The 22131-nt window shown below is 42.9% G+C and carries 19 protein-coding genes; 11 read left to right on the top strand and 8 right to left on the bottom strand.

Annotation, left to right across the window (positions count from 1 at the left end; genetic code table 11):
* Together QZY95_RS12410 and QZY95_RS12405 are read right to left on the bottom strand one after the other, a co-directional pair.
* Positions 1–550: thiamine pyrophosphate-binding protein (locus QZY95_RS12410; protein ID WP_290923963.1), on the bottom strand; the 550-nt coding region annotated here is incomplete at its 3' end.
* A gap of 657 nt (positions 551–1207) precedes the next feature.
* Entirely contained in the window at positions 1208–2638 is a 1431-nt protein-coding gene (locus QZY95_RS12405; RefSeq protein ID WP_290923962.1) for an aminotransferase class I/II-fold pyridoxal phosphate-dependent enzyme, read from the bottom strand.
* 407 nt (positions 2639–3045) lie between these two features.
* On the opposite strand from QZY95_RS12405, the gene QZY95_RS12400 reads away from it, so the two are divergent.
* Entirely contained in the window at positions 3046–3906 is an 861-nt protein-coding gene (locus QZY95_RS12400; RefSeq protein ID WP_290923960.1) for a DUF4198 domain-containing protein, read from the top strand.
* Between the two features lie 65 nt (positions 3907–3971).
* The gene (locus QZY95_RS12395) at positions 3972–4301 is read left to right on the top strand and encodes a YnfA family protein (protein ID WP_290923958.1); all 330 of its coding nucleotides are present in this window, start codon (positions 3972–3974) and stop codon (positions 4299–4301) included.
* 76 nt (positions 4302–4377) lie between these two features.
* Here the strand turns inward: QZY95_RS12395 and QZY95_RS12390 are convergent, their stop codons facing one another.
* The 5 genes from QZY95_RS12390 to QZY95_RS12370 all read right to left on the bottom strand — a co-directional run bounded on the left by QZY95_RS12390 (position 4378) and on the right by QZY95_RS12370 (position 8850).
* Complete coding sequence (locus QZY95_RS12390; RefSeq protein ID WP_290923956.1) at positions 4378–4977, bottom strand: HD domain-containing protein; 600 nt, start codon at positions 4975–4977, stop codon at positions 4378–4380.
* Positions 4978–5143: 166 nt separating this feature from the next.
* Entirely contained in the window at positions 5144–5980 is an 837-nt protein-coding gene (locus tag QZY95_RS12385) for an AraC family transcriptional regulator (RefSeq protein WP_290923954.1), read from the bottom strand.
* A 230-nt stretch (positions 5981–6210) separates the two neighbouring features.
* Positions 6211–7236, bottom strand: coding sequence for an ethylbenzene dehydrogenase-related protein (locus QZY95_RS12380; protein ID WP_290923952.1), 1026 nt, complete (start codon positions 7234–7236; stop codon positions 6211–6213).
* A 421-nt stretch (positions 7237–7657) separates the two neighbouring features.
* Complete coding sequence (locus QZY95_RS12375; protein ID WP_290923950.1) at positions 7658–7966, bottom strand: hypothetical protein; 309 nt, start codon at positions 7964–7966, stop codon at positions 7658–7660.
* 227 nt (positions 7967–8193) lie between these two features.
* A complete protein-coding gene (locus tag QZY95_RS12370) occupies positions 8194–8850 on the bottom strand; it encodes a DUF2959 domain-containing protein (protein ID WP_290923948.1) in 657 nt (218 codons plus the stop codon).
* 656 nt (positions 8851–9506) lie between these two features.
* Here QZY95_RS12370 and QZY95_RS12365 point away from each other — a divergent pair.
* From QZY95_RS12365 to QZY95_RS12330, 8 genes are all read left to right on the top strand, one after another.
* Positions 9507–11738 carry a transporter substrate-binding domain-containing protein gene (locus QZY95_RS12365; RefSeq protein ID WP_290923946.1) on the top strand — a complete coding sequence of 744 codons (2232 nt, stop codon included), beginning with the start codon at positions 9507–9509 and terminating at the stop codon, positions 11736–11738.
* 127 nt (positions 11739–11865) lie between these two features.
* Positions 11866–13299, top strand: a complete 1434-nt coding sequence (locus tag QZY95_RS12360; RefSeq protein ID WP_290923944.1) for a sigma-54 dependent transcriptional regulator — start codon at positions 11866–11868, stop codon at positions 13297–13299.
* Between the two features lie 267 nt (positions 13300–13566).
* Positions 13567–14544, top strand: coding sequence for a tripartite tricarboxylate transporter substrate binding protein (locus tag QZY95_RS12355; protein ID WP_290923942.1), 978 nt, complete (start codon positions 13567–13569; stop codon positions 14542–14544).
* 60 nt (positions 14545–14604) lie between these two features.
* Positions 14605–15036, top strand: a complete 432-nt coding sequence (locus QZY95_RS12350; RefSeq protein ID WP_290923940.1) for a tripartite tricarboxylate transporter TctB family protein — start codon at positions 14605–14607, stop codon at positions 15034–15036.
* A 62-nt stretch (positions 15037–15098) separates the two neighbouring features.
* The gene (locus QZY95_RS12345; protein WP_290923938.1) at positions 15099–16625 is read left to right on the top strand and encodes a tripartite tricarboxylate transporter permease; all 1527 of its coding nucleotides are present in this window, start codon (positions 15099–15101) and stop codon (positions 16623–16625) included.
* Complete coding sequence (locus QZY95_RS12340) at positions 16618–17790, top strand: M20 family metallopeptidase (protein WP_290923936.1); 1173 nt, start codon at positions 16618–16620, stop codon at positions 17788–17790. Before QZY95_RS12345 ends, QZY95_RS12340 begins: the two co-directional genes overlap by 8 nt.
* A 76-nt stretch (positions 17791–17866) precedes the next feature.
* Positions 17867–18979 carry a helix-turn-helix transcriptional regulator gene (locus tag QZY95_RS12335; RefSeq protein WP_290923934.1) on the top strand — a complete coding sequence of 371 codons (1113 nt, stop codon included), beginning with the start codon at positions 17867–17869 and terminating at the stop codon, positions 18977–18979.
* 241 nt (positions 18980–19220) lie between these two features.
* Entirely contained in the window at positions 19221–19886 is a 666-nt protein-coding gene (locus tag QZY95_RS12330) for a 4Fe-4S binding protein (RefSeq protein ID WP_290923932.1), read from the top strand.
* A gap of 80 nt (positions 19887–19966) precedes the next feature.
* Here the strand turns inward: QZY95_RS12330 and rsgA are convergent, their stop codons facing one another.
* Positions 19967–21082 carry a ribosome small subunit-dependent GTPase A gene (rsgA, locus tag QZY95_RS12325; RefSeq protein ID WP_290923930.1) on the bottom strand — a complete coding sequence of 372 codons (1116 nt, stop codon included), beginning with the start codon at positions 21080–21082 and terminating at the stop codon, positions 19967–19969.
* A 517-nt stretch (positions 21083–21599) separates the two neighbouring features.
* On the opposite strand from rsgA, the gene QZY95_RS12320 reads away from it, so the two are divergent.
* On the top strand, positions 21600–21911 hold the full coding sequence (locus QZY95_RS12320) for a hypothetical protein (RefSeq protein WP_290923927.1): 312 nt from the start codon (positions 21600–21602) through the stop codon (positions 21909–21911).
* Positions 21912–22131 lie beyond the last annotated feature (220 nt).

Genomic DNA, 22131 nt, shown 5'->3' with positions numbered 1-22131 from the left:
CACCACCAGCGGGCTGCTCAAATTCAACGATTTCAGGTAATTCAATATCAATAACCTGCGTCCAGAAATCACGCGGTATATTGAGCTGTGCAGGCGCAGAAGCGCGCTTTGCTTTTAAGATGACACGGTTAAGCACTTCTGCAACACGGGAAGGATCAAGGACTTCTTCCTGATAGGCAACCATGTCTTTAAATACAGACATCTGAGGAACTTCCTGAAAGCCCCCTTGTCCCATAGTTTTATTTGCAGCCTGCGGAGTAACCAAAAGCAATGGAGTATGGTTCCAATAGGCTGTTTTAACAGGTGTAACAAAGTTTGTAATACCGGGACCGTTCTGGGCAATCATCATAGACATTTTACCCGATGCACGAGTAAACCCGTCTGCCATCATACCTGCGTTTGTTTCATGAGCACAATCCCAAAAGGTTATTCCAGCTTTCGGGAAAAGGTCTGAAATAGGCATCATTGCAGAGCCGATGATGCCGAATGCGTTATCAATACCATGCATTTGGAGTACTTTTACAAAAGCTTCTTCTGTAGTCATTTTCATGCTGTGTCTCCTTACTGTGTATTACTAGCTTGCTATGCCGGCACTAACGAAAGGTCGCACTATGTTGCGAAGATGAATATCCTTTATGTATATGCTTACCGTTTCATTCAAACTCAACTATTTTTCTTCTTGAAGCCCGCAGTGCGTAGCTAGATAAGTGCATAAAACCATTGGGTTCACGCTTCACAATGAAGCAATACTAACGAGATCTATGGTAGAGCTATAACACAAAATCATGGGTAAACAAACCGGTATCTAAAACCTTGGAGAAAATTTTTTTACATGAAAACTGCGAAACCTTTACAAACGGTTAGCCCCAGATGCCCAGACCTAAGGCTGTAACGTTGCATAAAAAAGTGAGGTAGATCTGTTATCTACCTCACTCTTCATACGTCACGTTTTGGACAGCGCTTCATCCATCATCTGACATGCGTGCCATCGTGTAGGACATTTGCAATGTCGACATTTTATACACTTACTATTCTGCTCTTTTTTATCATCCATCAACAACGTGTTTTCATGGGATAGAGAAAAAGAACGCTCTACTGCGAAGAGCCATAAGGAATAGAGTTAATGCGTAGTTCGGCAGAAAAAGACTTCCGCCATACGTAATTGAAATGTCTTTCTGAAAAGGTGTTCCTCAGAAACAGAATTCACTTACCCAGCCAGTTCATTTCCTATGTTTTGGACTTCTGTTAAAAGTAAATCCAAATCATGCAGTTCAGTGCGGTGGTTTGTGATATTCACGCGTATAGCAAGCTTGCCCTCTAAAAACGTGGTAGATGGAGCTGCTATGCCTCTTTCCTGAAGTTCAATGACGATCTCTCTATTCAGAGTATCCAAATCAGAATGGTCGTCCGCAAGGAATCGGAAGCAGACAATGTTCAGAGAAACCGGAGCGAGAAGCTCAAGCTGATCGGCTTGCTCTACTTTTTCTCCAAGATATGCAGCCTGTCTACAATTCTCATCAATACAAGCACCCAGTTTATCTACACCATGTTCAAGGATGTGAGACCAAACCTTTAATGCTCTGAAGCCTCGAGACAGCTCAGGCCCTAAATCGACAGGCCATAAGTCGCCTGCTGCAAGTCCTTTGTTTACGCCTGTGAGATATTCTGCACGACCAGAGAACGATTGCAGGTGCTTTTCTTTAGAACGAATAAGCACACACCCTGCATCGTAGTTAACATGCAGCCATTTATGAAAATCAAATGCAAGTGAATCTGCCCGCTCAAGACCGGAAAGCCTTGTCCGCACGGTTTTACTCAGAATAGCGGTAGCACCAAAAGCTCCATCAACATGGAGCCATAAATTTTCTGCTTTCGCTAATTCTGCCAGTGCATCCAAATCATCAATCGCACCAACGTTAACAGAACCAGCAGTACCTACAACAAAGAACGGCTCAAAACCTTGTGAACGATCTTCTGCAATGGCTTTCTGCAATGCATCAATATCCATAGAAAAATCACTGTGACAAGGAATTTTCCGTAATGCTCCGCTTCCTAAGCCAAGCAAATCAAAAGCACGTGCAATACAAGAATGAGCCTGCTGGGAAACGTATCCCACCAATGGAACATTACCGACACCATTTTCTCGGCATTGAGAACCAAGTCTGGAATCTCTTGCTACTTTGCAAGCAATAATGGTTGCCATAGAAGTTCCCGAAACAAGCAGCCCGCTTGCTCCTTCCGGAAATCCCATCATCTGGCGACTCCACTCTATGACCTGTTTCTCTACATAGATGCCTCCATGATCGCGCCCCCCAAGATTAGCATTCATTGCTGAACTTGCAATCTCAGCAAAAACACTTCCAGGGTTACCCGCACCATGTACCCAGCCAAAAAAACGAGGATGGGTATTTCCAACGCCATACGGCAGCATCTCAGCAAGCTTTGTACGCAAAGCCTCATGATCTAAACCGGAAGAAGGTAAATCTACTTGCAACTTTTCCTTCATATTTTCCGGCAAAGGATTCCAAACTCGCCCCTCTTTATTGGACTTCATTTTATCGATTGCAGCATCCAATAATTTATGGGCTGAATCACGAAAAGATCCCCAATCTTCAGGGTCTAAGGTATGTTGACCCATGGCATTTCTCCTTTGATTTTATTCAACAACCTCGTGCTGAGTTGTGGCTTCAAACACGGGGCTGCAAAGGGGCAACTAACTCAACTCTTCTCGCAATAGCAACCTGTTTTCAGAGCCGGATTCCTAAAACATGAAAGCAACGTTCGCTCCAATTCTACAGCCACAAAACAAGCTTGAGTAACTGCATCACTTCCTCTAAATCGGCGCCTCATGCCCTTACTCCGTTAAAAAGTTCAAAACATCAGTACAGCCCTACAACGGCCTACACAGCGGACAAACTCTCAATCGCAAATCATAACGCATATTCTTCGTTGAATTCTTATCAGTCGAGTGATAATGAATTTCACTGATAATATATTCAAATACTTTTAATCCCCATCCTTCACTAATCCAATCAGGAGATCGTTATGCAATGCGGCAATCGTAAAACTGCCCTGTTTATTGTCGGGCTACTACTGTTAGTATGCGCTGCTTTTCCTGCCAGTGCTGATGCCCACTCTCTGTATGTTCAAGGAACCCGCTACAAAGTTGCTGACGGTAAAAGCTCACCTTTCTTCTTTTGTTACGGGCACCATATTCCTGCAGACGATGCAATACGACGTAAAAAGCTGCATGTAGTTCAAGTGCATGCACCAGATGGAACACAGTACGATGTTCAGCTGCGTGATGAAAAATCTCTGCATTCATACCTTGTTGAGTACAACCAAGCAGGCACGTATGCCATTACAGCTGAAACCACTCCTGGATTCTTTACGAAATGGATTGATAAAAAAGGACGCACTCGCCACGCGATTAAACCTATGAGCGCTGTTGCAGACAGAGCTTCAAAAATAGTTTCCAGCACCCGCAGCTCACAATGGACAAAAACGTATGTAGAGTGCGAAGCGCCATCACCAAAATTCCCTGCTTTTATTGGACTTCCACTCGAACTTGTTCCGACTCGCAACCCCGCCGCATTGAAAAAAGGGGATATTGCCGAGTTTACAGTTTTCCTTAAAGGTAAACCATACACTGGTGACGGCTTCTGGGATGCCACTTTCAACGGCTACTCCACTCAGGCAGAAGATTACTATTTTCAGCGGACACACGTTAAAAACGGTCGTTTCCAATTCCCAGTAGAGCATACTGGCCGATGGTTTGTTCGATTTTTCCTTAAAATCCCTGCCAAGCAGGGTGAACAGGATAAATATCTACATAAAAAACTCACAACAACGTTAGTTTTTGAAATTCCGAATGAGCGTAGAAAACCCAAAGTTGATAGCCATTAAAAAAAGCGGCTCGCCTTTTTTATGGAGAGCCGCCTTTCATCTTCAAAACACATCTATGGAGAAGCATGTTGCTAAGTAAGACCCTACTCCTCTTTTTTATTACCGCTCTGACAGAAATTGTAGGGTGCTTTCTCCCCTATTACTGGTTGCGTAAAGACGGATCAATTTGGTTACTTATTCCGGCAGCGTTAAGTTTAGCTGCCTTTGCATGGCTGCTTACACTACACCCCGCCGCCAGTGGACGTGTATACGCGGCATACGGCTGTGTATACGTTGTAACGGCCCTACTTTGGCTAAGAGTTGTTGACGGAATATCCCTTACGCTTTCTGACGTCACAGGTGGCACTGTTGCTCTTATCGGGATGCTGATTATTATCAACGGGTGGGCAAAGTAAGCGCCTCTCTATCAGCCTCTACTTCAATCAATACGAGTTTATTCGGCAACGAAAACAATAGAGTCTACAGGTATTTTTACATTCCTGTTTGATCAGCAATTTCTGTCATTGCATCTATAGCAATTGTCACAAACTCGCTTCGCCCCAGACCGAGATGCTTTTCAACATCATTAATAAAATCTCTATTCACAGAAGCGGCAAACGACCTGTCTTTGATCTTTTTAGTAATCGATTTGGCGCTCAGTCCTTCAATTTTTTTCGTCGGGCGCATTCGTACATATGCTGAAATAATTCCGGTCATGTTCTCTGAGGCTGCAAGAGCATAATCCATCTTTGTTGTTCTCTTAGCCTCGGTGAATCCTAAGGCTTCTGTATGAGACAAGATAGATTCAAACATCACCGGAAGATCGTACCCTTCGCGTTTAAGGATATCGACCGTTTCAACCCCATGCCTTGAAAGATCATCTCCAACTACCTCGCTATCCAAATCATGAAGCAAGGCTGTGGTTGCCCAAAAATCGACATCTATTGAATCATCCTTACCAGCTGTTCCCAAAAATTCTGCGACCTTTCGCATGATGGCTTCACTCTCAATCGAATGAAGGTACACACTTTTAGAGCGGACATATTTCTTTAACAGTTCAACGGCTTCTTCTCTATCGATACTATTTTTCATCTTACATACACCTCACATGTCGCAAGTAATTATGATCACTTTCCTCTGAAAAACTGCGAATGGCAGTTTGCGCAGAGATTCTGTCACTGTTTGGTTTAGAAGATAGTATGTAATAGCCAAAGAAGCTTGAACGAAATTGCTTTTTTACTCAGAAGGGAAGAACAGCTTAGCAAAGCAGCCCTTTTTTGAAATCACTTGGAGACAATCCGTGAATCGCTTTAAAGCTTCGGGAAAAGTGAGCCTGATCTGCAAATCCTGCTTGAAGAGCAGCTTCTACAAGAGAAGAGCCTTGTTCCACCGCCCGTCGTGCCAAATACACACGGCATTGCATCAGATAGGCATGTGGCGGAAGCCCCGTTATTGCCTTAAATTGTCGCAAAAAATGATATGGAGACAGCCCAGCCATGGAGGAAATTTCATCTAACGAGATATTTTCGGAAACATTCTGACGAAGGTACTCAACTGCTTTCTTTATGGCGCGTGTATTCCGAGCAACAGGCTGCACAGGCTGGCTGTCATCCCCATATCTCAGAAAAATTTCCGCAACCACTTGCATCATTACAATTTCAGCTGCGAGCAGATTCTGTTGAGTACTTTCCATAAACTGATGAGCTTGAAGCAGTGCGCATGAAACATGCGGGTCGGCAATAACAGGAGTTTTGAAATAGGAGACATGCGACCTGCTTCCATAGAGACCAAAAAAGATATCGCTTAGCAAGTCATCGGTAAAATACGCCACACGATACCGGCAGCCTTCAGGGACGGCGGCTTCACCGTCGTGCACTTCACCCGGGTTTATCGCGATGATAGCCGAAGCAGGGGCAACACGTTTTGCACCGCCAAGGCGAAATTGCTGAACACCGGCTTCTATCACCCCGAGAGCATAATTTTCATGACTATGCTTCTTAAAAGAAAAAGTTTGGAAGTTCGCTTTATACAGTGAAACCCTGCTTTCCTTTATTGGCTTCCATAACTTTGCCCAGTTTTGCGTATTCTGTTCCATCACAACCTGATTAATTCTATAGATACAAACATTGCTTAATCAACTGGATACACAAATGAATCAGCAAAACTCAACAAAAATATTGCCATAGTACCAGCCGCGAAAGCATCTCACACATCGGGGCAACTCGACAAGTGAACGCATACATGATTATCGGTTTCCTACGTTGCAATCATAGCTGAAAAGCAGGCCTCAATATCAATGAGACCTGCCACAATACATATTACGAGTTATTTAAAACGTAATTCCAACGTGTCGTTATGGAATAAATGGTTAATTTGTGAGTTATCGAAAACCGCGATCCCGAATGGATATGCTTTTGATTTATCTGTGAACTGAACATCCTGAGTCATTGCATTTTCACCTTCAGTCTTCAGGGATCGAACAACTTCCAACGTCCATTCACCATCGGCATACTCAATACGTGAAAGAACGTCTGATCTTCCGCCTTTCATAGGAGAAATTGTAATCCCCGGTACCATATCGCCAGCTTTGAATGTGTCCACAAATGGAATCTTCTTATCCGGCGTTACATAGTAACGCTCGTCACTGGTCGGGTTCAGGTTCATGAATGCAGGTGCAGAGCCATCGGCATTATCGTTATTTTTATAACCGCCTTTCCCTGTATCGCCTTTTCTTCCCCAGCTCTTGTTCTTTTTAGGGTCAGTATTGTTATCTACATACTGATCATCAAACATCCCCATAGGCATAGAGCGCACATACTTTGCATGCCACATATCGATGGTTTCACCAGCAGATTGGGTGAATTTTCTACCTGCAGATTTGTCACCTTTGATATCGAGATGACATGAGATCATGCACCCCTCATCTTCAAAACCTTTTGTATTAATATTCCAATAAATAGAAAATTTATCTTCATAGTATGTATTTTCATGACCAGTGGTATCTTTATTCGAAAGCTTTTTCCAAGTACCGTCTTTTTGCTTTACCCACGGGAAACGCTCAAGGCTTTTGGTCGGGTCTTTATATGTGATAAGAAAGTAAATATTCTTATCATCATGAAGAGATTTAATTCGAACATCCGTCTGCTGCATTCCCTTGTAGCCATTACTTGGCTCATAAACCAAGTTATCAACGGTTACTATAACCTCTTTTGCACTATCCCATACTTTTTCAGCTTTTCCATCAAGTACAACCGGTGCATCAGTTCTTGAACTAAAAAGGGTTTGATCTGCTGCAAACGCAGAAGAACATAACAACATCATACTCCCCAGCAAAAACACTACTTTTTTCATCTTCTCCACCTAATATTTAATAATTTAAACCAGTTAAAAAACATCAACATGTCGTGATTACGAACAAACACGACACAAATGATATTGACTTTCAAAATCGAGCGGAGAGGTAGCAATAATTAGTTAGAGCCTCAAGCAAAAATATGCACACGTATTCATATATGACTTTATCAATGTAATTTTCTTGGCTGTTTTTTTTGTAAAGAAATGAAAACGGCAGTCTAGCGAAGAACGCAGGCACATTTCTTACTAAGCGTAAGTACTAAATTTGGATGACAGATGATAAGCACATATCTAAGAACCACGATTATCCACTCATCTAACGTCAAAGAACAAACTTGAATAAAAAAAGCCTTCAGGAACTACCTGAAGGCTTTTCAATCAAACCAAGAAAACTCATGTTACGTAAATACAAAGTGCTCTATGACAGACCTCGCTTGGAAGCTTTGAGAGGGTTCAGTTTTTTACTTGATGTTGTCTCAAGTTTAATTTTTCCTTTGTGTTCTTCAAACATATCTACAGGAGAAAAACCAAGTTTTTCTAATCTGGTAAGAAAATCTCTACGATCAGCTGCGTAACGGTTGGTATCAGCAAAACCGCTGTCTATACGCTCAGCAGTGGTGAAATATAGGCCGTTCGAGTCTATCGCGATGTAAAGAGATGTTCCATTTTCTTCAATTTCTTGGATAATCATATCCTGAGTTGTTCCAAACCTGTTTATTCCTGCCATATGAAACTCCAATATAGTTTTTACGGACAATATTGAAATTGATTATCAACGTCAATGTTGTTCGTAATATTTATCTCTCTATTCATTAAGGCAAAGTATAGACACGAAAAATTATTAATAATTAGGAGTAGTAAGCCCTACTCTTCAAAACAGTCACTCAGCTTTTAAACCCAAAAAAAAGACCGGATTATGAATCCGGTCTACAGCATCAGATATAACGTTGTCTGTTATTGAATACTGTTAATGAACTGATTTGCCTCATCAATGGATGCTTCCATACGCTTAACAAGCACTGCCACATCAGTTTTTACTTCACCAAGTTCTTCTTTCAATGAAGAAATTGTCTGGGCATTAAGATTGTGTTTCAAATACAAAACCTGATCGTGCAATGTTGATAACACTGGCTTCATTGATTTTTCAGCACGCCGCATGGCTGAAATCATAGTTTTGTACTGTGCTCTAGTCTTAATCAATTTTCTGCGGCTCATAGAAGCCAACTTTTGACTGGAGTATTCTGTAATTTCCTGTTCCCACTCTTCAAAGAGAGCTTCTGAAACGTCTTCCACAGAGTCTATTCGTTCACGAACTTCATCTGCTAATGCTTTGGATTCTTCATACTCATCATTCAGCTGTTCATATCTATCCTGCAGCTCGCCACCATCTTTTCCAAGTACAACCTGAAAACGTTCAAGTGCAGAATTAAACTGCTCTTTTGCTTCTGTCTGAGTGTCGCGAGCCTTTTCAACTCGATCTACCATTAAATCCCGTTTATGAACGCCCACAGATTCCAGCGCAGAATAGTAGGCACTCTGACAGCCGGTAAGCAACAGCATTGCTGCCAAGGTCACAAATATTGCGACTTTAGTAATTCTCTTTACACCCATTCCCGAGCACTCCTTTCAAATAAATAACGTATCCAACACCTAACGCATGGACAAACTAGCCCATTGTAATAGGTACCCCTTTGCACGTTAACCAGTAAGCAGATTGCGTTCCGCTCTCCCCCACATTTACGAAACCTGACTAGACGACTTTTTTTGTCATACAATACTCAGGAAAAGTGATTGGTACCGTACTTTATCTTTAGTGAAAAGCTTTGATGACATGCTACTAACCATTTTACCAAGTGAAGTGCCAAACCAAACAATTACTATAGCTCACACCGTCAATAACTACGTAAAATGTATATTTTATAATTGTGCCGAATATAAAGATATGTTTTTTGACGTCTTCCCAAGAAAAGCTTTCCCCTCTACAGGCTACTCTTGCGCCACAGTACAACAATTACATTTTATTACAATTTCACTTGTACTTATTACTGACACTGTAATGTTGCTTGAACTCTTTTCCTTGTTAGCAGCAAAAGAGATGTTAACGCTATTTCACAGTTTGATCACACAGAGAAACGCATACTACAACGCTCTTCTTGTAAACCTCATCACAAATCGGCTATAGCAAAAGTCTAGCAGTCTTTTTATAAAGACTGCGTAGAAAATCCTTCCTTTATACAATGACACTAAGGAAATACAGCAGGCGCATCATGAAGAAATATAAGAGATTTTTTTTCGCAGCTCTTATGATCATTATTGCGGGATCTTGCGTTGTATCTTTTTTTTCATTGCGCCAAAGTAATGAGTCACTTCCGCCTGCAATTTCTACAGAAGAATGGCTCTGGCTTAATCAAAACTACAGTTCGCTTACAGTCACCCAAGAAAGAGAATTTGCACCCTTCAGTTATTTAAATCCTAAAGGACACTGGACCGGCTTAACGCAGGACTACCTTGAATTAATCGAAAAAAGGCTTGGGTTCAGCTTTATTCATGACCAGTATGGGACACAATTCCAGCCAGCTACACGTCAACCTAAAAAACCTGCTACCATCAGAATTGTTTACCAACTCCCTTCAGCGCTGCCTACAAAGGAGCTGGTAACAACCAGTTATGTATCTGTTCCACATGGGGTATTTATTAATACTAACCATCGAAGACGTGAAACCTATGTACTGCAAAACATGGAAGGGCTACGTATAGCAGTTGTCATAAACAGTAGCATTCATAACTACTTAAAAGAATATTATCCGAACCTTACGCTTATTCCAACGGATTCCGAATTAACAGCGCTGTTAACACTCTCAAACGGCCGCTGTGATGCTGCTTTGATTAACGAGGCAACAGCTTTTAATAAAATAGATGAGTTCAACTTGTCAGGCATCCGCAATGTCGGCACTGCCGGCCCTGCTATGCGTCTGGCATTTAAAATACAAGGTAACCACCCAGAACTGCGATCAATTCTGCAAAAAATGCTCGATTCTTTTCCTGAAGAACTGCACGAGAAACTGGCTGCGCGCTGGTTAAATAAAGGGCGGTTAGCAACGGCAACGCTTAAAAAGCTAAAGAAAAATTTTACATTTTTTTTAATTCTGGCAACGATTGCAACCCTGCTTTTCTTTATGTGGGTTACTATTCTACGTAGGCAGATCAATATAAAAACTGCTGAACTTCAACACGAATTAACGTTGCGTAAAAATATTGAAAAACAACTTCTTCAAGGGGAGAAAATAAACAACGTTGGCACTCTTGCATGTGGTTTTGTACATGATCTAAATAATCTGCTTACAGCTATATTGGGCTATGCTGAGCTATCCAACGCATCAAAAACAAATAGCAACGAGCAATTACATCATAATTTAGATCAAATCCATCAGGCGGCATGTCAGGCACAAGAGATGGCAAAAAACATATTAAGCCATTCTAAAAACAACGGGAAAGCGGCTCCCCTACGGCCTGCTTACGAAACAATTAGTGACAGTATCCTCTTCCTTAAAGGGCTTCTTCCACCCAAAATATCCATCCAGACCCAACTTACAAGTCACCACTGCGGCATACGAACAACAACGTCGCAAATTTCTCAGCTTCTTCTCAATCTATGCTGGAATGCTTGCGATGCGATGCGAGGACAGGGAACCATCTTCATAGCTACAGAACTTGTTGTGATTCAAGATGACGAGCTTCCACCGTATGGCACACTCTATATGCTTGGAGGAACAGCAGGTGAGTATTTAAGAATTTCTGTTCGTGATACAGGTACAGGAATTCCTGAAAACAAGCTTAAGCAGATATTCACTCCTTTCTACACTACAAAATCACCTGTTAAAGGAACTGGCATAGGGTTGTTCACTGTTAAAGAGCAGATGAAAAAACTTCGGGGAAACCTGCGTGTTGAAACAAGTTCTTACGGTGCAACCTTCCACTTGCTTATTCCAGTAACCGAACTCAATGCAGCTAATATCCCGCAGAACGCTATGCAAGGTACTACAAAATCTGCCCCTGCTCCGCTCTCTAATGATAAGCTTGATAGCGAATCTGCACCGACGGAAAAATCAGCAGAAAAACAACTCTCTATCTTAATAATTTCGGCGGATACTCAGACCAGTACTTCTGCACGTAAAATCTATCAGCGATTAGGGCATGTATCCCAACACGCCTCAACAACAGACACTGCACTTGAGTTGGTTAAAACAACTTGCAAACCTTCTCTGATAATTCTTCATGACAAAATTTCAGGACAACTATCTCTTACTGAGCTTACTAACCGTATCTACAACATCGATAAAGAGATTCCGATTGTCTTTTGTACTGCTCCTGACAATAACGACTTAACCTCTTTGAAAGCATTCAAAAACATAAAAAGCATTATACAGCATCCGCTTACATTACGAGACTATGTTAAAATAACCTCGTTAGCTCGACATGAATGCAATATCAAAGAGTAATTATTACATTATATTCTGTTGATACAATTAACCAAGATTACCTCGTTCACGCACAAAAGTTTTTTAGGCAAGTTTTTTGCAAAAAAATCCTTCAGGTGGCGAAACGTTTTAGAAAACGGAAGAAACTATGGCACGTATTCTTATCGTAGACGACGCAAATGAAGTTCGTTCTTTTTTGACAGACTTACTTAACCAGAACGGGCATGACGTGACGGCGACAGCGTCCCTTTCTGAGGCACAGTCCGAGCTCTCGACACAAAATTTCGATGTAATTCTTTTAGACGTGGGACTCCCAGACGGAAACGGCATCGACAATATGCCGAACCTCATAAACAAACTCACTCCCGCTCCCAACGTTATTGTTATTACTGGTGCAGCAGATAAAAATGATGCAATCAAAGCACTTCGCAATGGCGCATGGGACTATTTACAAAAGCCGCTTAGCGCAAAAGCGCTGCTCCCGATGCTGGAACGACTTCTCGATTACAGAGCCACTACACAGCTTCTTGTTGAACCAAGCCTAAAGGGGAGAGAGTTTGTTATAGGCAAAAGTCCTGCATGGTTAAATGCGTTACAGCAGGCCAGTATCGCGTCAAAAGGCGATGCCAATATCCACATCACTGGTGAAACTGGAACCGGCAAAGAAGTTGTATCACGCTTAGTTCACATGAACAGTTTCCGTACCGATTTCTCTTTTGTTACGGTTGATTGTGCTTCTCTCTCCGACACTCTTGGGATGAGCACTCTTTTCGGTCACAAACGGGGGGCGTTCACAGGAGCTCAGAACGCGCGTGAAGGGCTCATAGCGCAGGCAAATGGGGGGACTCTTTTCCTTGATGAAATCGGTGAGTTATCTCTTGATCTCCAAAAAATGCTTTTACGAGTACTTCAAGAAAGGCGGTACCGTCCCCTTGGTGGAAAAAAAGAGAGGACAAGTAACTTCAGACTAATATCTGCAACGAACAGAGATCTTTCCAAAATGGTGGCCGCCGGAAGCTTTCGAGCAGACCTTTATTACCGGCTCCGCGGAATATCCATAACACTTCCCCCTTTACGTCAACGAGGTGAAGATACACGTATTCTTGCGGAACATCATTGCTCCACCTATTGTGAGACAATGAACCTTCCTCCAAAACATCTCTCTTCGGACTGTATTGAAACATTAGAGAGTTATGGATGGCCGGGAAATGTCCGAGAGCTTTTTCACGCAGTTGAGGCAGGTATTCAACGATCAGGAAAGTCACCCATTGTGCTTTCTCAGCACCTTCCTACGGCCTTACGAGCTGAACGATTTAACAGCCAGAAAAAAGCTGGGGCAGACCTACTTTTTGAAGATGACGCTATCAACACAATTCTGCTTCCGAACAATGATGGCGAGCTGCCTTCTTTAAAAGAAGCCCGTGACTCAATAAAAGAAAAAGTAGAACGAATATACCTGATGGAGCTGATGGAACTCACAGAAGGGGACATCGACGAAGCGTGTGCCATATCAAAACTGAGTCGAAGCAGATTATATAAGTACCTACAGGAGCACAATATTCGACGCTCTGGATGGAAATAACAAAAATTGAGCTATCAAAATTCCTAAAAAGCAGGACAGATGTCCTGCTTTTTTTATTTTCAACGCCCTGATTCTTCTGCTTCCTCTCTGCCAAACAAGGTGTTTACCAACAAAAACTAGAACGACTGTAGCATTATAAACATTTTATACGCATGATTTTAAATAGTTAGAAACCACAATGCTACCAACACACCTAATAGGAACAGTGCTTGCTCTAATAACACTAAGATCTCGGAACTTACATTTTTACAGAGAGGAATTATGTACATGAAATCTAAACACATTTACTCACTTGTACTGGCTTTTTGCCTCGTTTTCTCCAGTCTTGTTTCTGCTCAGGCTGGACAAAAGGCAATCGACAACTATCCTGACAGATCTGTAACTATTATTAACCCGTTCTCTCCCGGGGGCAGCTCAGATATCCAAGCACGTATTATATCTGAAGCGTTGCAACGTAATATGGGGCAATCATTTAACGTTGTAAGTAAAAAAGGCGGAGCAGGTGCCATCGCAATGCTCGCTGCTAAAAACGCGAAACCAGACGGCTATACTGTAATCCTCACCTGCTTGGGTCCATGTAGCCTTACCCCGAACCGCGCAAATGTGGGGTACAATACTCCTAAAGACTTCCGCGCAATTGCACGCCTGTCTCTGTTCCCATTTGCAGTAGCAGTACGTGCCGACTCCGGCATTGAAAATTTCAACCAGCTGCTGGAATACGCACAAAAAACACCAAATACCACATTCGGTACCTGTGGCGCAGGATTGTTACAGCATGTGCTTTTCTCAGACTTCCTTTCCAGACAGCCGGATGTTTCCATGCAACACATACCTTTCAACGGTGGTGCTGAAGCTACTAGTGCTCTGCTGGGTAAGCACGTTGTTGCCACCGTTCAGACAGCATCCGAATACCTCCCACACTACAAGTCCGGCGATCTTCGCCTGCTTGCAATCACTGGAGATGAACGCTCTCCAGTCTACCCAGATGTCCCTACGTTTAAAGAACTAGGCTACGAAACAATTACCGGTGGTACCTGGTTTGGCTTTGCAGTTCCTAAAAAAACGCCTGAAGGAATTGTTCTCAAACTACAAAACGCCATCAAGGACGCGTTAAATGAACCTGAAGTTCAAGCACGCCTTGAAAAAGCCGCCATCCCTGCGAGCTTCCTGAGTGGGGCAGAATTAGACGCCATTATCAGCTCTGAATACAAAAGTTTCGCCAAAATTCTCAAAAGTAGCGACTAATGAACTCGTTTCCTGCCTGCTTCGGCGGGCAGGAAACACCAGCCTTCTGGAGTGACACACATGAGAAATATCACTGATATTGTATCCGGCTTGCTGCTTCTGGGACTTGTCCTTTTCGGTTTTTCACTCACAACAACTCTCCCTAAGCCATTACCCGGAGCATATTTCGGCCCGGCATCTTTCCCGAACCTCATACTAACGCTCATCGCAATCGGGGCATGCGGGCTTATAGCAAAAGCACTTTTCATACGATCATCTCTTCCAACCAAAATTCGTTTTTACCCTCGTGCTCTTTGCTTCATTTTTCTTTTTTTCGGTTACCTGATCGCTTTTTTATCATTCGGCTTTCTTATTGCGACAGTCCCGTTCCTAATTGCTGCACAGCTTTTATTCGGACGTTCAAACATCGTTACTATCTGTATCACAGCACTTGTTGGAACTGCCGGCATCTACGCTTTTATTACCTACGTTTTTAAAGTCCCTCTTCCATAAGGCAAAACGTGACAGCAACTGGTTCAGACCACCTACAGCCTGATAAATAAAAAGGGATTACAATGCTCGAACATATATTTTTAGGACTCGGCAATGCTGTTGCACCGGCAGCAATACTTGCAACGTTCATTGGGACTGCCATGGGCATTACCTTTGGCGCGCTTCCGGGGCTTACCGCGACTATGGGAATAGCTCTTCTTATTCCTATGACATTTGATTTGGCTCCCGTTGTTGCCTTTGGTGCAATGCTGGGCATTTACGTTGGAGGAGTTTACGGCGGGGCTATCACAGCAATCCTTGTCAGCACACCGGGGACAGCTATGGCAGCAGCAACACTTATGGAAGGTCCACAAATGACAGCCAAGGGTGAGTCAGGAAAAGCACTTTCCATGACTACCATTGCCTCTACAATCGGCGGACTTTTCAGCGCATTAGCACTTATGCTTGTAGCACCGCAGCTTGCTAAAATCGCTCTTTCTTTTGGACCACCTGAATATTTTGCACTTGCGGTATTCGGACTCTCCGTTGTTTCCGGTATATCTTCCGGTTCAATGCTTAAAGGCTGCCTTTCCGCGTTACTTGGTCTTTTATTAGCTACGATAGGACTTGACCCCGTTTCAGGCGACATTCGAAATACCTTCGGCATTCCAGCCCTTCTTACTGGTATCTCCTTCGTTCCTGCTCTGATCGGCTTTTTTGCTGTATCTCAGGTCATCATTCGCCTTGAAGAGATTCTGGAAGGCAAAGATTTAAACCAGATGAAAGGTGCTGTTGCTTCTGCAATTATCAGCGCTAAAGATGTGCGCGACAATAAAGTTAACTTGTTCAGATCATCTGCTATCGGAACATTTGTCGGAATCATTCCCGCCTGTGGTGCAGGTATTGCCTCTTTTATCGCGTACAACAAAGCAAAGCAGGCTTCTAAGACCCCTGAAAAATTCGGAACAGGTCATCTTGAAGGACTGGCAGCCACCGAATCTGCTAACAATGCTGTTACTGGCGGCGCACTGGTTCCGCTTCTCACATTGGGAATTCCGGGAGACGTCGTTACCGCCATCATGCTGGGCGGCCTTATGGTACAGGGATTAACTCCCGGCCCGCTTCTTTTCACAGATTATCCGGACGTTGTTTACGGCATTTTCTTCTCACTGATTATCGCAAATATATTCATGCTGATTCTGGGAATGGGAGCCGTAAAACTGTTTGCCAAGCTCATTCAAATTCCACAGGGCATTCTTATGCCGATTGTTGTCGCACTTTGTGTTGTCGGCTCATACTCCATTAACAACTCTGAGTTCGATGTCATCATTATGGCAACCTTCGGCCTCCTCGGATATTTAATGGAAAAAACAGGATTCCCGCTTCCCCCACTGCTGTTAGCACTGATTCTTTCTCCATTAGTTGAGTCCAACTTTAGGCGTGCAATGCTGATGTCTAATAACGATGCAACAATTTTTCTTACACGCCCTATCAGCTGCATAATTCTTCTTTTAGCTATCGGTATGGTTGTTCAAAACATTCTGAATGAACGCAAAAGGAAGCGGAATATTGCAGCTGCCAATGGTGAAACAGGAGAGAGTCATGCTTGATCAACGCACTGAAAATGTACTTAATTACCTTGAAAAACATGAAGCTGAACTTTTTTTACTTTTAGAAAAGCTCGTAAATACTGACAGCTATTCATGGGAAAAATCCGGAAATGACGTTGCCGGAGAGATCATTCTTGAATACTTGGGCAAAAGCGACATCCCGACTAAAGCCTATCATCAAGAAAAGTTTGGCAATCAGCTTCTTGCATCAATCAATGAGCAGACTGATCGACGCCCTATAGTATTGATGGGACATCGCGACACTGTTTTTCCGTCCGGCACGGTACTAAAGCGTCCGTTCACCAGAGATGAAAGCACTGACAGATGTTACGGACCCGGTGTAGCGGATATGAAAGGCGGAATCGCGTTAATGGTATTTGTTCTAAAAGCATTAACGCACTGTGGAATCACTGACATTCCGGTTCAGGCCCTTTTTACTTCAGATGAAGAGATCGGTTCTCCAACCTCAAAAGCGATTATTAAAGACATTGTTCAACACGCTGAAGCTGTTTTCAATCTGGAAGCAGGAAGAGCTGACGGTTCGGTTGTTACTGAGCGAAAGGGTGCCGGTCATCTTCACTTAGTTATCGACGGAAAATCTGCACATGCTGGCTTGGCCTTTGAAAAAGGAATTTCTGCAAACGTAGAACTTGCCCATAAGATCCTTTCTCTACAAGAGCTTGTAGATATTCAGGCAGGTAATACTGTCAATGTCGGGCTCATCAAAGGAGGAGACAATGGGAATGTCGTTTCTGAACATGCAGAAGCACGAATACAATTCTCTTTTGCCGATCTTGAATCTGCGGACACATTGATGGCCGGTTTTAACAAGACGACTGAAACCTCTTTTGTTTCCGGAACATCTGCGACTCTTTCCGGCGGCGTCAGCTTCCTGCCGATGAACGAGTCACCCGGAAACAAAAAGCTCTTCGAAACAGTAAAAAATTGTGGAGCACTTCTTAATATACCTGTTGTTGGAACAGCGACGCGTGGTGCAGCAGATTCTGGTCTGCCTTCCTCCATGGGAATCCCGACAATTTGCGGCATGGGGCCTGTCGGCGGTAACTATCACACTCCTGAAGAGTACATTGAGACACACACACTTCTTGAAAGAGCAAAACTGCTGGCGGCATCAATTATTGCGGTAGCAGACTCAGCGGAGTGATTTTAAGAGACTCTGACATGGGGATGGAGAACATCACCCTACTATTACCGTGTAGCGCATTCCTTACGGCTCACACTTGCAAAATCTCCATCTCATCCCTGCAGAACGGCATGACAATCCGACAACGTCATGCCGTTTTTTTTTATTCCCCTTCTCACATCAACACTACGAAACCACTTATCAGCCCAAGATTCTCTTTCTTTCCTATACCAAACTGTCGTTATCACCCTGTGAAAACCATTTTTCTGCCTGCCCTTTTTCCTCTATACTGAGCTACCATACATTTTTACCTACGGATGCGGCTATGTCTGAAATCCCCCGCGTGTATTTTCACTCACCCAAAAACTCTGCTTACGAATTTGAGATAACGTCTCTTCAAGAATTGTTCACAAAACAAAAGCGCCTTCTATTTCCTCTGGAGCAACCGCATCGTGTTCATTTTTACCATCTGCTGATTATTACTAAGGGAAGCGGGCAACATCATATTGATTTCACATCATACAACGTTCAGGAAGGGGATGTACTTCTCATTGCGCCGAATCAGATACATGCCTTTGAAATAACAGATCATGTAGAGGGAATTATTCTTCTTTTCACAGAGTCATTTATACTTAAAAACATAAATCAGACTCAATTTGCAGCGGTTAATGCTCTTTTCAACTACCACACTTCATCACCGCTTTTACAACAAGCATATACCGCTGACATTCGTAATGACATAGAAGCCTTGCAAACAGAATGTCGCCATCCTCAAAACGCCATTTCAGAAGAAATCCTGCGCTTGCAGCTTAATCTTTTGCTACTGAAGCTTGCACGCAAAAAATATATCGTTATGCAACCTATTGAGCATACAGAATGGAAGGACACCTTTGCTGAATTCCGCAAATCACTTGAACGTGGATACACAACCACGAGAAACGCAGCTGATTTTGCCGAACAAATTGGAGTTTCCTACAAACATCTCAACGCCATCTGCAAGGCCATCGTAGGCAGCACTGCTAAAGAATTCATTGATGCGTATGTTGTTTTGGAGATTAAACGACACATTGCTGTGCACTCTCCAACGACTAAAGAACTGGCTATTCAAACCGGCTTTGATGAACCGACAAATTTAGTGAAATTCTTCAAACGTCATACAGGGCAAACACCCCGAATGTTCATGACAAAGCTCAAACAGCAAACGCTCTAGAGTAGCTGGTGCTCTGTACTGCTTCTTGAAATTTGTAAGCACAACAAAAGGCAGTTCGATATTTACCATCTTTTGTCACACCTTAACCTATTTCTTTTTCTTATTTCCATGCATCCATTAGGACGTGGTTGTTCTTACGCTGCTTTTGCTTGTGCACACAAGAAAATTGCGCGAACCATACAAAAGGACGATTAGAGTCCGCCACTCTGCCTAAAAACGCTCTGCAAAGCGAAGGATGCATATGGATATTTCTGAAATTTACAAAGCCTTTGATACCATTGGCTGTCTGACATTTGCTACAGTCGACAAAGGGGTTCCGAATACAAGAATTGCTCACCTCTTTGCTCACGATCATGAAGGACTTTACTTTCGTACCATGATTACGAAACCGTTCTATAAACAACTCAACGAAGCAAAAACTGTGTCCATTTGCGGCATGTATCCCACCACATCAGTCCAGCATAACAGTGACGGCCTTCCATACTTCCCGCCCGGATTTACCATTCGTGCCACCGGTGATGTACGCGAAATACCTTTTGAAAAGCTTAAAGAAAAAGCAACGAAAGACTCTCAGTTCGAGCTTGGAGTCAAAGACATAGAAAAATATCCTGCTATGGTTACGTTCTGCCTGTACCGAGCGTGGGGGGAAGTTTTTGATTATGACTTTGAGATGGAAAAACGCTCACACAAACTCGAACGTACTTCCTTTTCATTTGGCGGATTATCCAATCCCGCACCTACAGTCCGAATTAATGAAAACTGTATCGGATGTGGAAAATGCATGAAAAAATGTTCTTTCAAAGCAATTACAGCCACCGAAAATATTTACTCTATTTCTCCGAATCGGTGTGATGTGTGCGGTGATTGCTACATAACCTGCCCTGTCGGAGCCATTGAGTACACCTAGCCTTTTCCATTTTGTTTTACTTACCCACACATATCCATGACCAAAAAAGCGGAGCAAGATACCCTGCTCCGCTTTAACTTTTATCGTTTACCGTGTTTTTTTATAGATCGCGCATACATGGCGACTTCCTTCCAGCGTTCTTTCTCCAACCTGTCTGCCGTCTTATGCTGACGCTCGGAGGCATACCAAAGCTCACGCTTCATTTTGTGATAGCTGGCAAGACGCTCTTCTGACAGCTCACCGCTTTGAACAGCGCTCAAGACATTACATCCCGGTTCCGAGGTATGAGAACAATCGAAAAAACGACATCCTGTTGCCAACTCTTCAATATCAGCGAAGGATGATGAAACACCATCTCCTGATTCCCAGAATGCAATTTCACGGATTCCCGGATTGTCGATCAATAATCCACCGTTAGGAAGCGTTATCAAATCACGTTCTGTGGTCGTATGCCTTCCTTTCATAACGGCTGCACTTACATCACCAGTCCGCTGGAGTTCTTTTCCTACAAGACGGTTAAGCAATGTAGACTTTCCTGCTCCGGACGAGCCGATCATAGCGGCTGTTTTTACACCGTCAGCAAAATACGCCTGTACTTCCTGTAAGCTCGATTCATCATGAAAGCCAAGAGCATGGACAGGCACCCCAAAAGCTACACTTTCGACTTCGTACACAAAATCTTCAAGAGAATCCTGTGTATCAGCCTTCGTTAAAAGAACAACAGGTGTCAGTCCGCAGTTGTAGATGAGTGTAATGTACCGCTCAATTCGTCGTACATTGAAATCGTTATCCAATCCGCAAACGATGAAAACTATGTCTAAATTAGCAGCAATGACCTGCTGTTGCCGTGCAGCATCCATATGCTTCCCACGACCTCCGGAAGCACCGCGAGATAAGGAATTTTGTCGCAAAAGAACAGTGGTAATGACTGAATCCTTCACAAGTACCCAGTCACCGACAGCCGGAAACAACTCAACGTCTTGATGTAAAAGTCTTCCAGATACAGTTGTCAGCCATTCATCCCTGCCGTCTGTAACCAGAAACGAGTTTTTACGTGCGCCGCTCACTCTTGCTGGAACTCCGACAGGAGACTTCAAAGCAACCAGCGCTGACTGAAAAAAGTTGCTCCAACCTAACGAAGACAGGTGGGATAATAAATTGTTTTTATAGTTCTCAACACTACTTTCTTTATTCATTTTTTTCTCATTGAAGGTAGAGTATTTCGCTTTATTCCACAGCACACATAACGGATATCAGCAGATTCCAGTAATCATGAGTGAAACAAAGAGACAATACATATACATGAAAGGGAGGTCAGTTATTGGTCGCTGTAAGGACACAACAAAAGACTCCATAGATACGACAATTCGTAGTGGAGAGTGGCTGCAAAGAGAACGGCAAGCCAGAAGACGTGCACCTGAATGGTGCACAGGATCTATCTATATTCTGCCCCGAATCTTACGGGACATAAAAACATGATGAAAACCGGCTACCTACCCTGAACAGCCAGAAACACATCATCCTTCTTACCTGTAAACACAAAAACTCCTTTATTTACACTGTGTAAAATTAATGGGTACCCACACAAAGTATGAGTGTCAACAAGAGCAATCCGAGTTCATCGTATAATTCTTACAGACAAACATACTGCATGCCATCATTTTTTCTCTTGATAACTCATTATTATTATACGTAAAAAAACGAGAGGGAAAAATGAACATCGAAAACATACCACTGTACATAGAACTACTTATCTTCACAGGCTGGCTTCTTCTTGGCTTAGCTTTTGGCAAATACCTCAACCATCGTTTTGGAGCTAAAAGAAAAACCCGCTTTAAAAGAGCTCTCTTTGAATTATATGCGGGAGTTGCATGCATATTCTGCTGGCTGGTGTTTAAATGGGATTGGTTGATGATAGGCATTCCCGGTATCATAGGAGTCTTCCGTGCCCTTGGGCAACTCGCCTATTTTGCAATAAAAAGAATCCCTGATGGAACTGAAAAGACAGACACAACTTTTTATTAAACAAGCTAGCTCAGTCCTCCACATCAAGTTTCCCTACATAGTTTTCTTTAGATTACTATTCTCATTTTTTATCAAATAAATAGTACCACAACTGTTTGCTTTAATAGATTAATAGCAATTAATTATTTTCTGTATTGCCGTGCCCTTCCGCATCAGGTAAGCGTTACAGGTAACAATCAATAACGCGACCTTCATTCTTTTTTATGTGCTCATTATACTT

It is taken from the genome of Halodesulfovibrio sp. (assembly GCF_015482765.1).
Classification (GTDB): Bacteria; Desulfobacterota; Desulfovibrionia; order Desulfovibrionales; family Desulfovibrionaceae; genus Halodesulfovibrio.
The sequence above is the reverse complement of the archived record's forward strand: the minus strand, read 5'-3'. Positions and strand labels throughout refer to the sequence as shown.

Excerpts from the sequence above, each read along its gene's own strand:
- QZY95_RS12400 (WP_290923960.1), top strand. The coding sequence starts at position 3,046 with ATGCAATGCGGCAATCGTAAAACTGCCCTGTTTATTGTCGGGCTACTA.
- QZY95_RS12375 (WP_290923950.1), bottom strand. The coding sequence starts at position 7,966 with ATGGCAGGAATAAACAGGTTTGGAACAACTCAGGATATGATTATCCAA.
- QZY95_RS12355 (WP_290923942.1), top strand. The coding sequence starts at position 13,567 with ATGAAATCTAAACACATTTACTCACTTGTACTGGCTTTTTGCCTCGTT.
- QZY95_RS12320 (WP_290923927.1), top strand. The coding sequence starts at position 21,600 with ATGAACATCGAAAACATACCACTGTACATAGAACTACTTATCTTCACA.
- QZY95_RS12380 (WP_290923952.1), bottom strand. The coding sequence starts at position 7,236 with ATGAAAAAAGTAGTGTTTTTGCTGGGGAGTATGATGTTGTTATGTTCT.
- QZY95_RS12385 (WP_290923954.1), bottom strand. The coding sequence starts at position 5,980 with ATGGAACAGAATACGCAAAACTGGGCAAAGTTATGGAAGCCAATAAAG.
- QZY95_RS12405 (WP_290923962.1), bottom strand. The coding sequence starts at position 2,638 with ATGGGTCAACATACCTTAGACCCTGAAGATTGGGGATCTTTTCGTGAT.
- rsgA (WP_290923930.1), bottom strand. The coding sequence starts at position 21,082 with ATGAATAAAGAAAGTAGTGTTGAGAACTATAAAAACAATTTATTATCC.
- QZY95_RS12365 (WP_290923946.1), top strand. The coding sequence starts at position 9,507 with ATGAAGAAATATAAGAGATTTTTTTTCGCAGCTCTTATGATCATTATT.
- QZY95_RS12345 (WP_290923938.1), top strand. The coding sequence starts at position 15,099 with ATGCTCGAACATATATTTTTAGGACTCGGCAATGCTGTTGCACCGGCA.
- QZY95_RS12330 (WP_290923932.1), top strand. The coding sequence starts at position 19,221 with ATGGATATTTCTGAAATTTACAAAGCCTTTGATACCATTGGCTGTCTG.
- QZY95_RS12370 (WP_290923948.1), bottom strand. The coding sequence starts at position 8,850 with ATGGGTGTAAAGAGAATTACTAAAGTCGCAATATTTGTGACCTTGGCA.
- QZY95_RS12340 (WP_290923936.1), top strand. The coding sequence starts at position 16,618 with ATGCTTGATCAACGCACTGAAAATGTACTTAATTACCTTGAAAAACAT.
- QZY95_RS12350 (WP_290923940.1), top strand. The coding sequence starts at position 14,605 with ATGAGAAATATCACTGATATTGTATCCGGCTTGCTGCTTCTGGGACTT.
- QZY95_RS12395 (WP_290923958.1), top strand. The coding sequence starts at position 3,972 with ATGTTGCTAAGTAAGACCCTACTCCTCTTTTTTATTACCGCTCTGACA.
- QZY95_RS12360 (WP_290923944.1), top strand. The coding sequence starts at position 11,866 with ATGGCACGTATTCTTATCGTAGACGACGCAAATGAAGTTCGTTCTTTT.
- QZY95_RS12390 (WP_290923956.1), bottom strand. The coding sequence starts at position 4,977 with ATGAAAAATAGTATCGATAGAGAAGAAGCCGTTGAACTGTTAAAGAAA.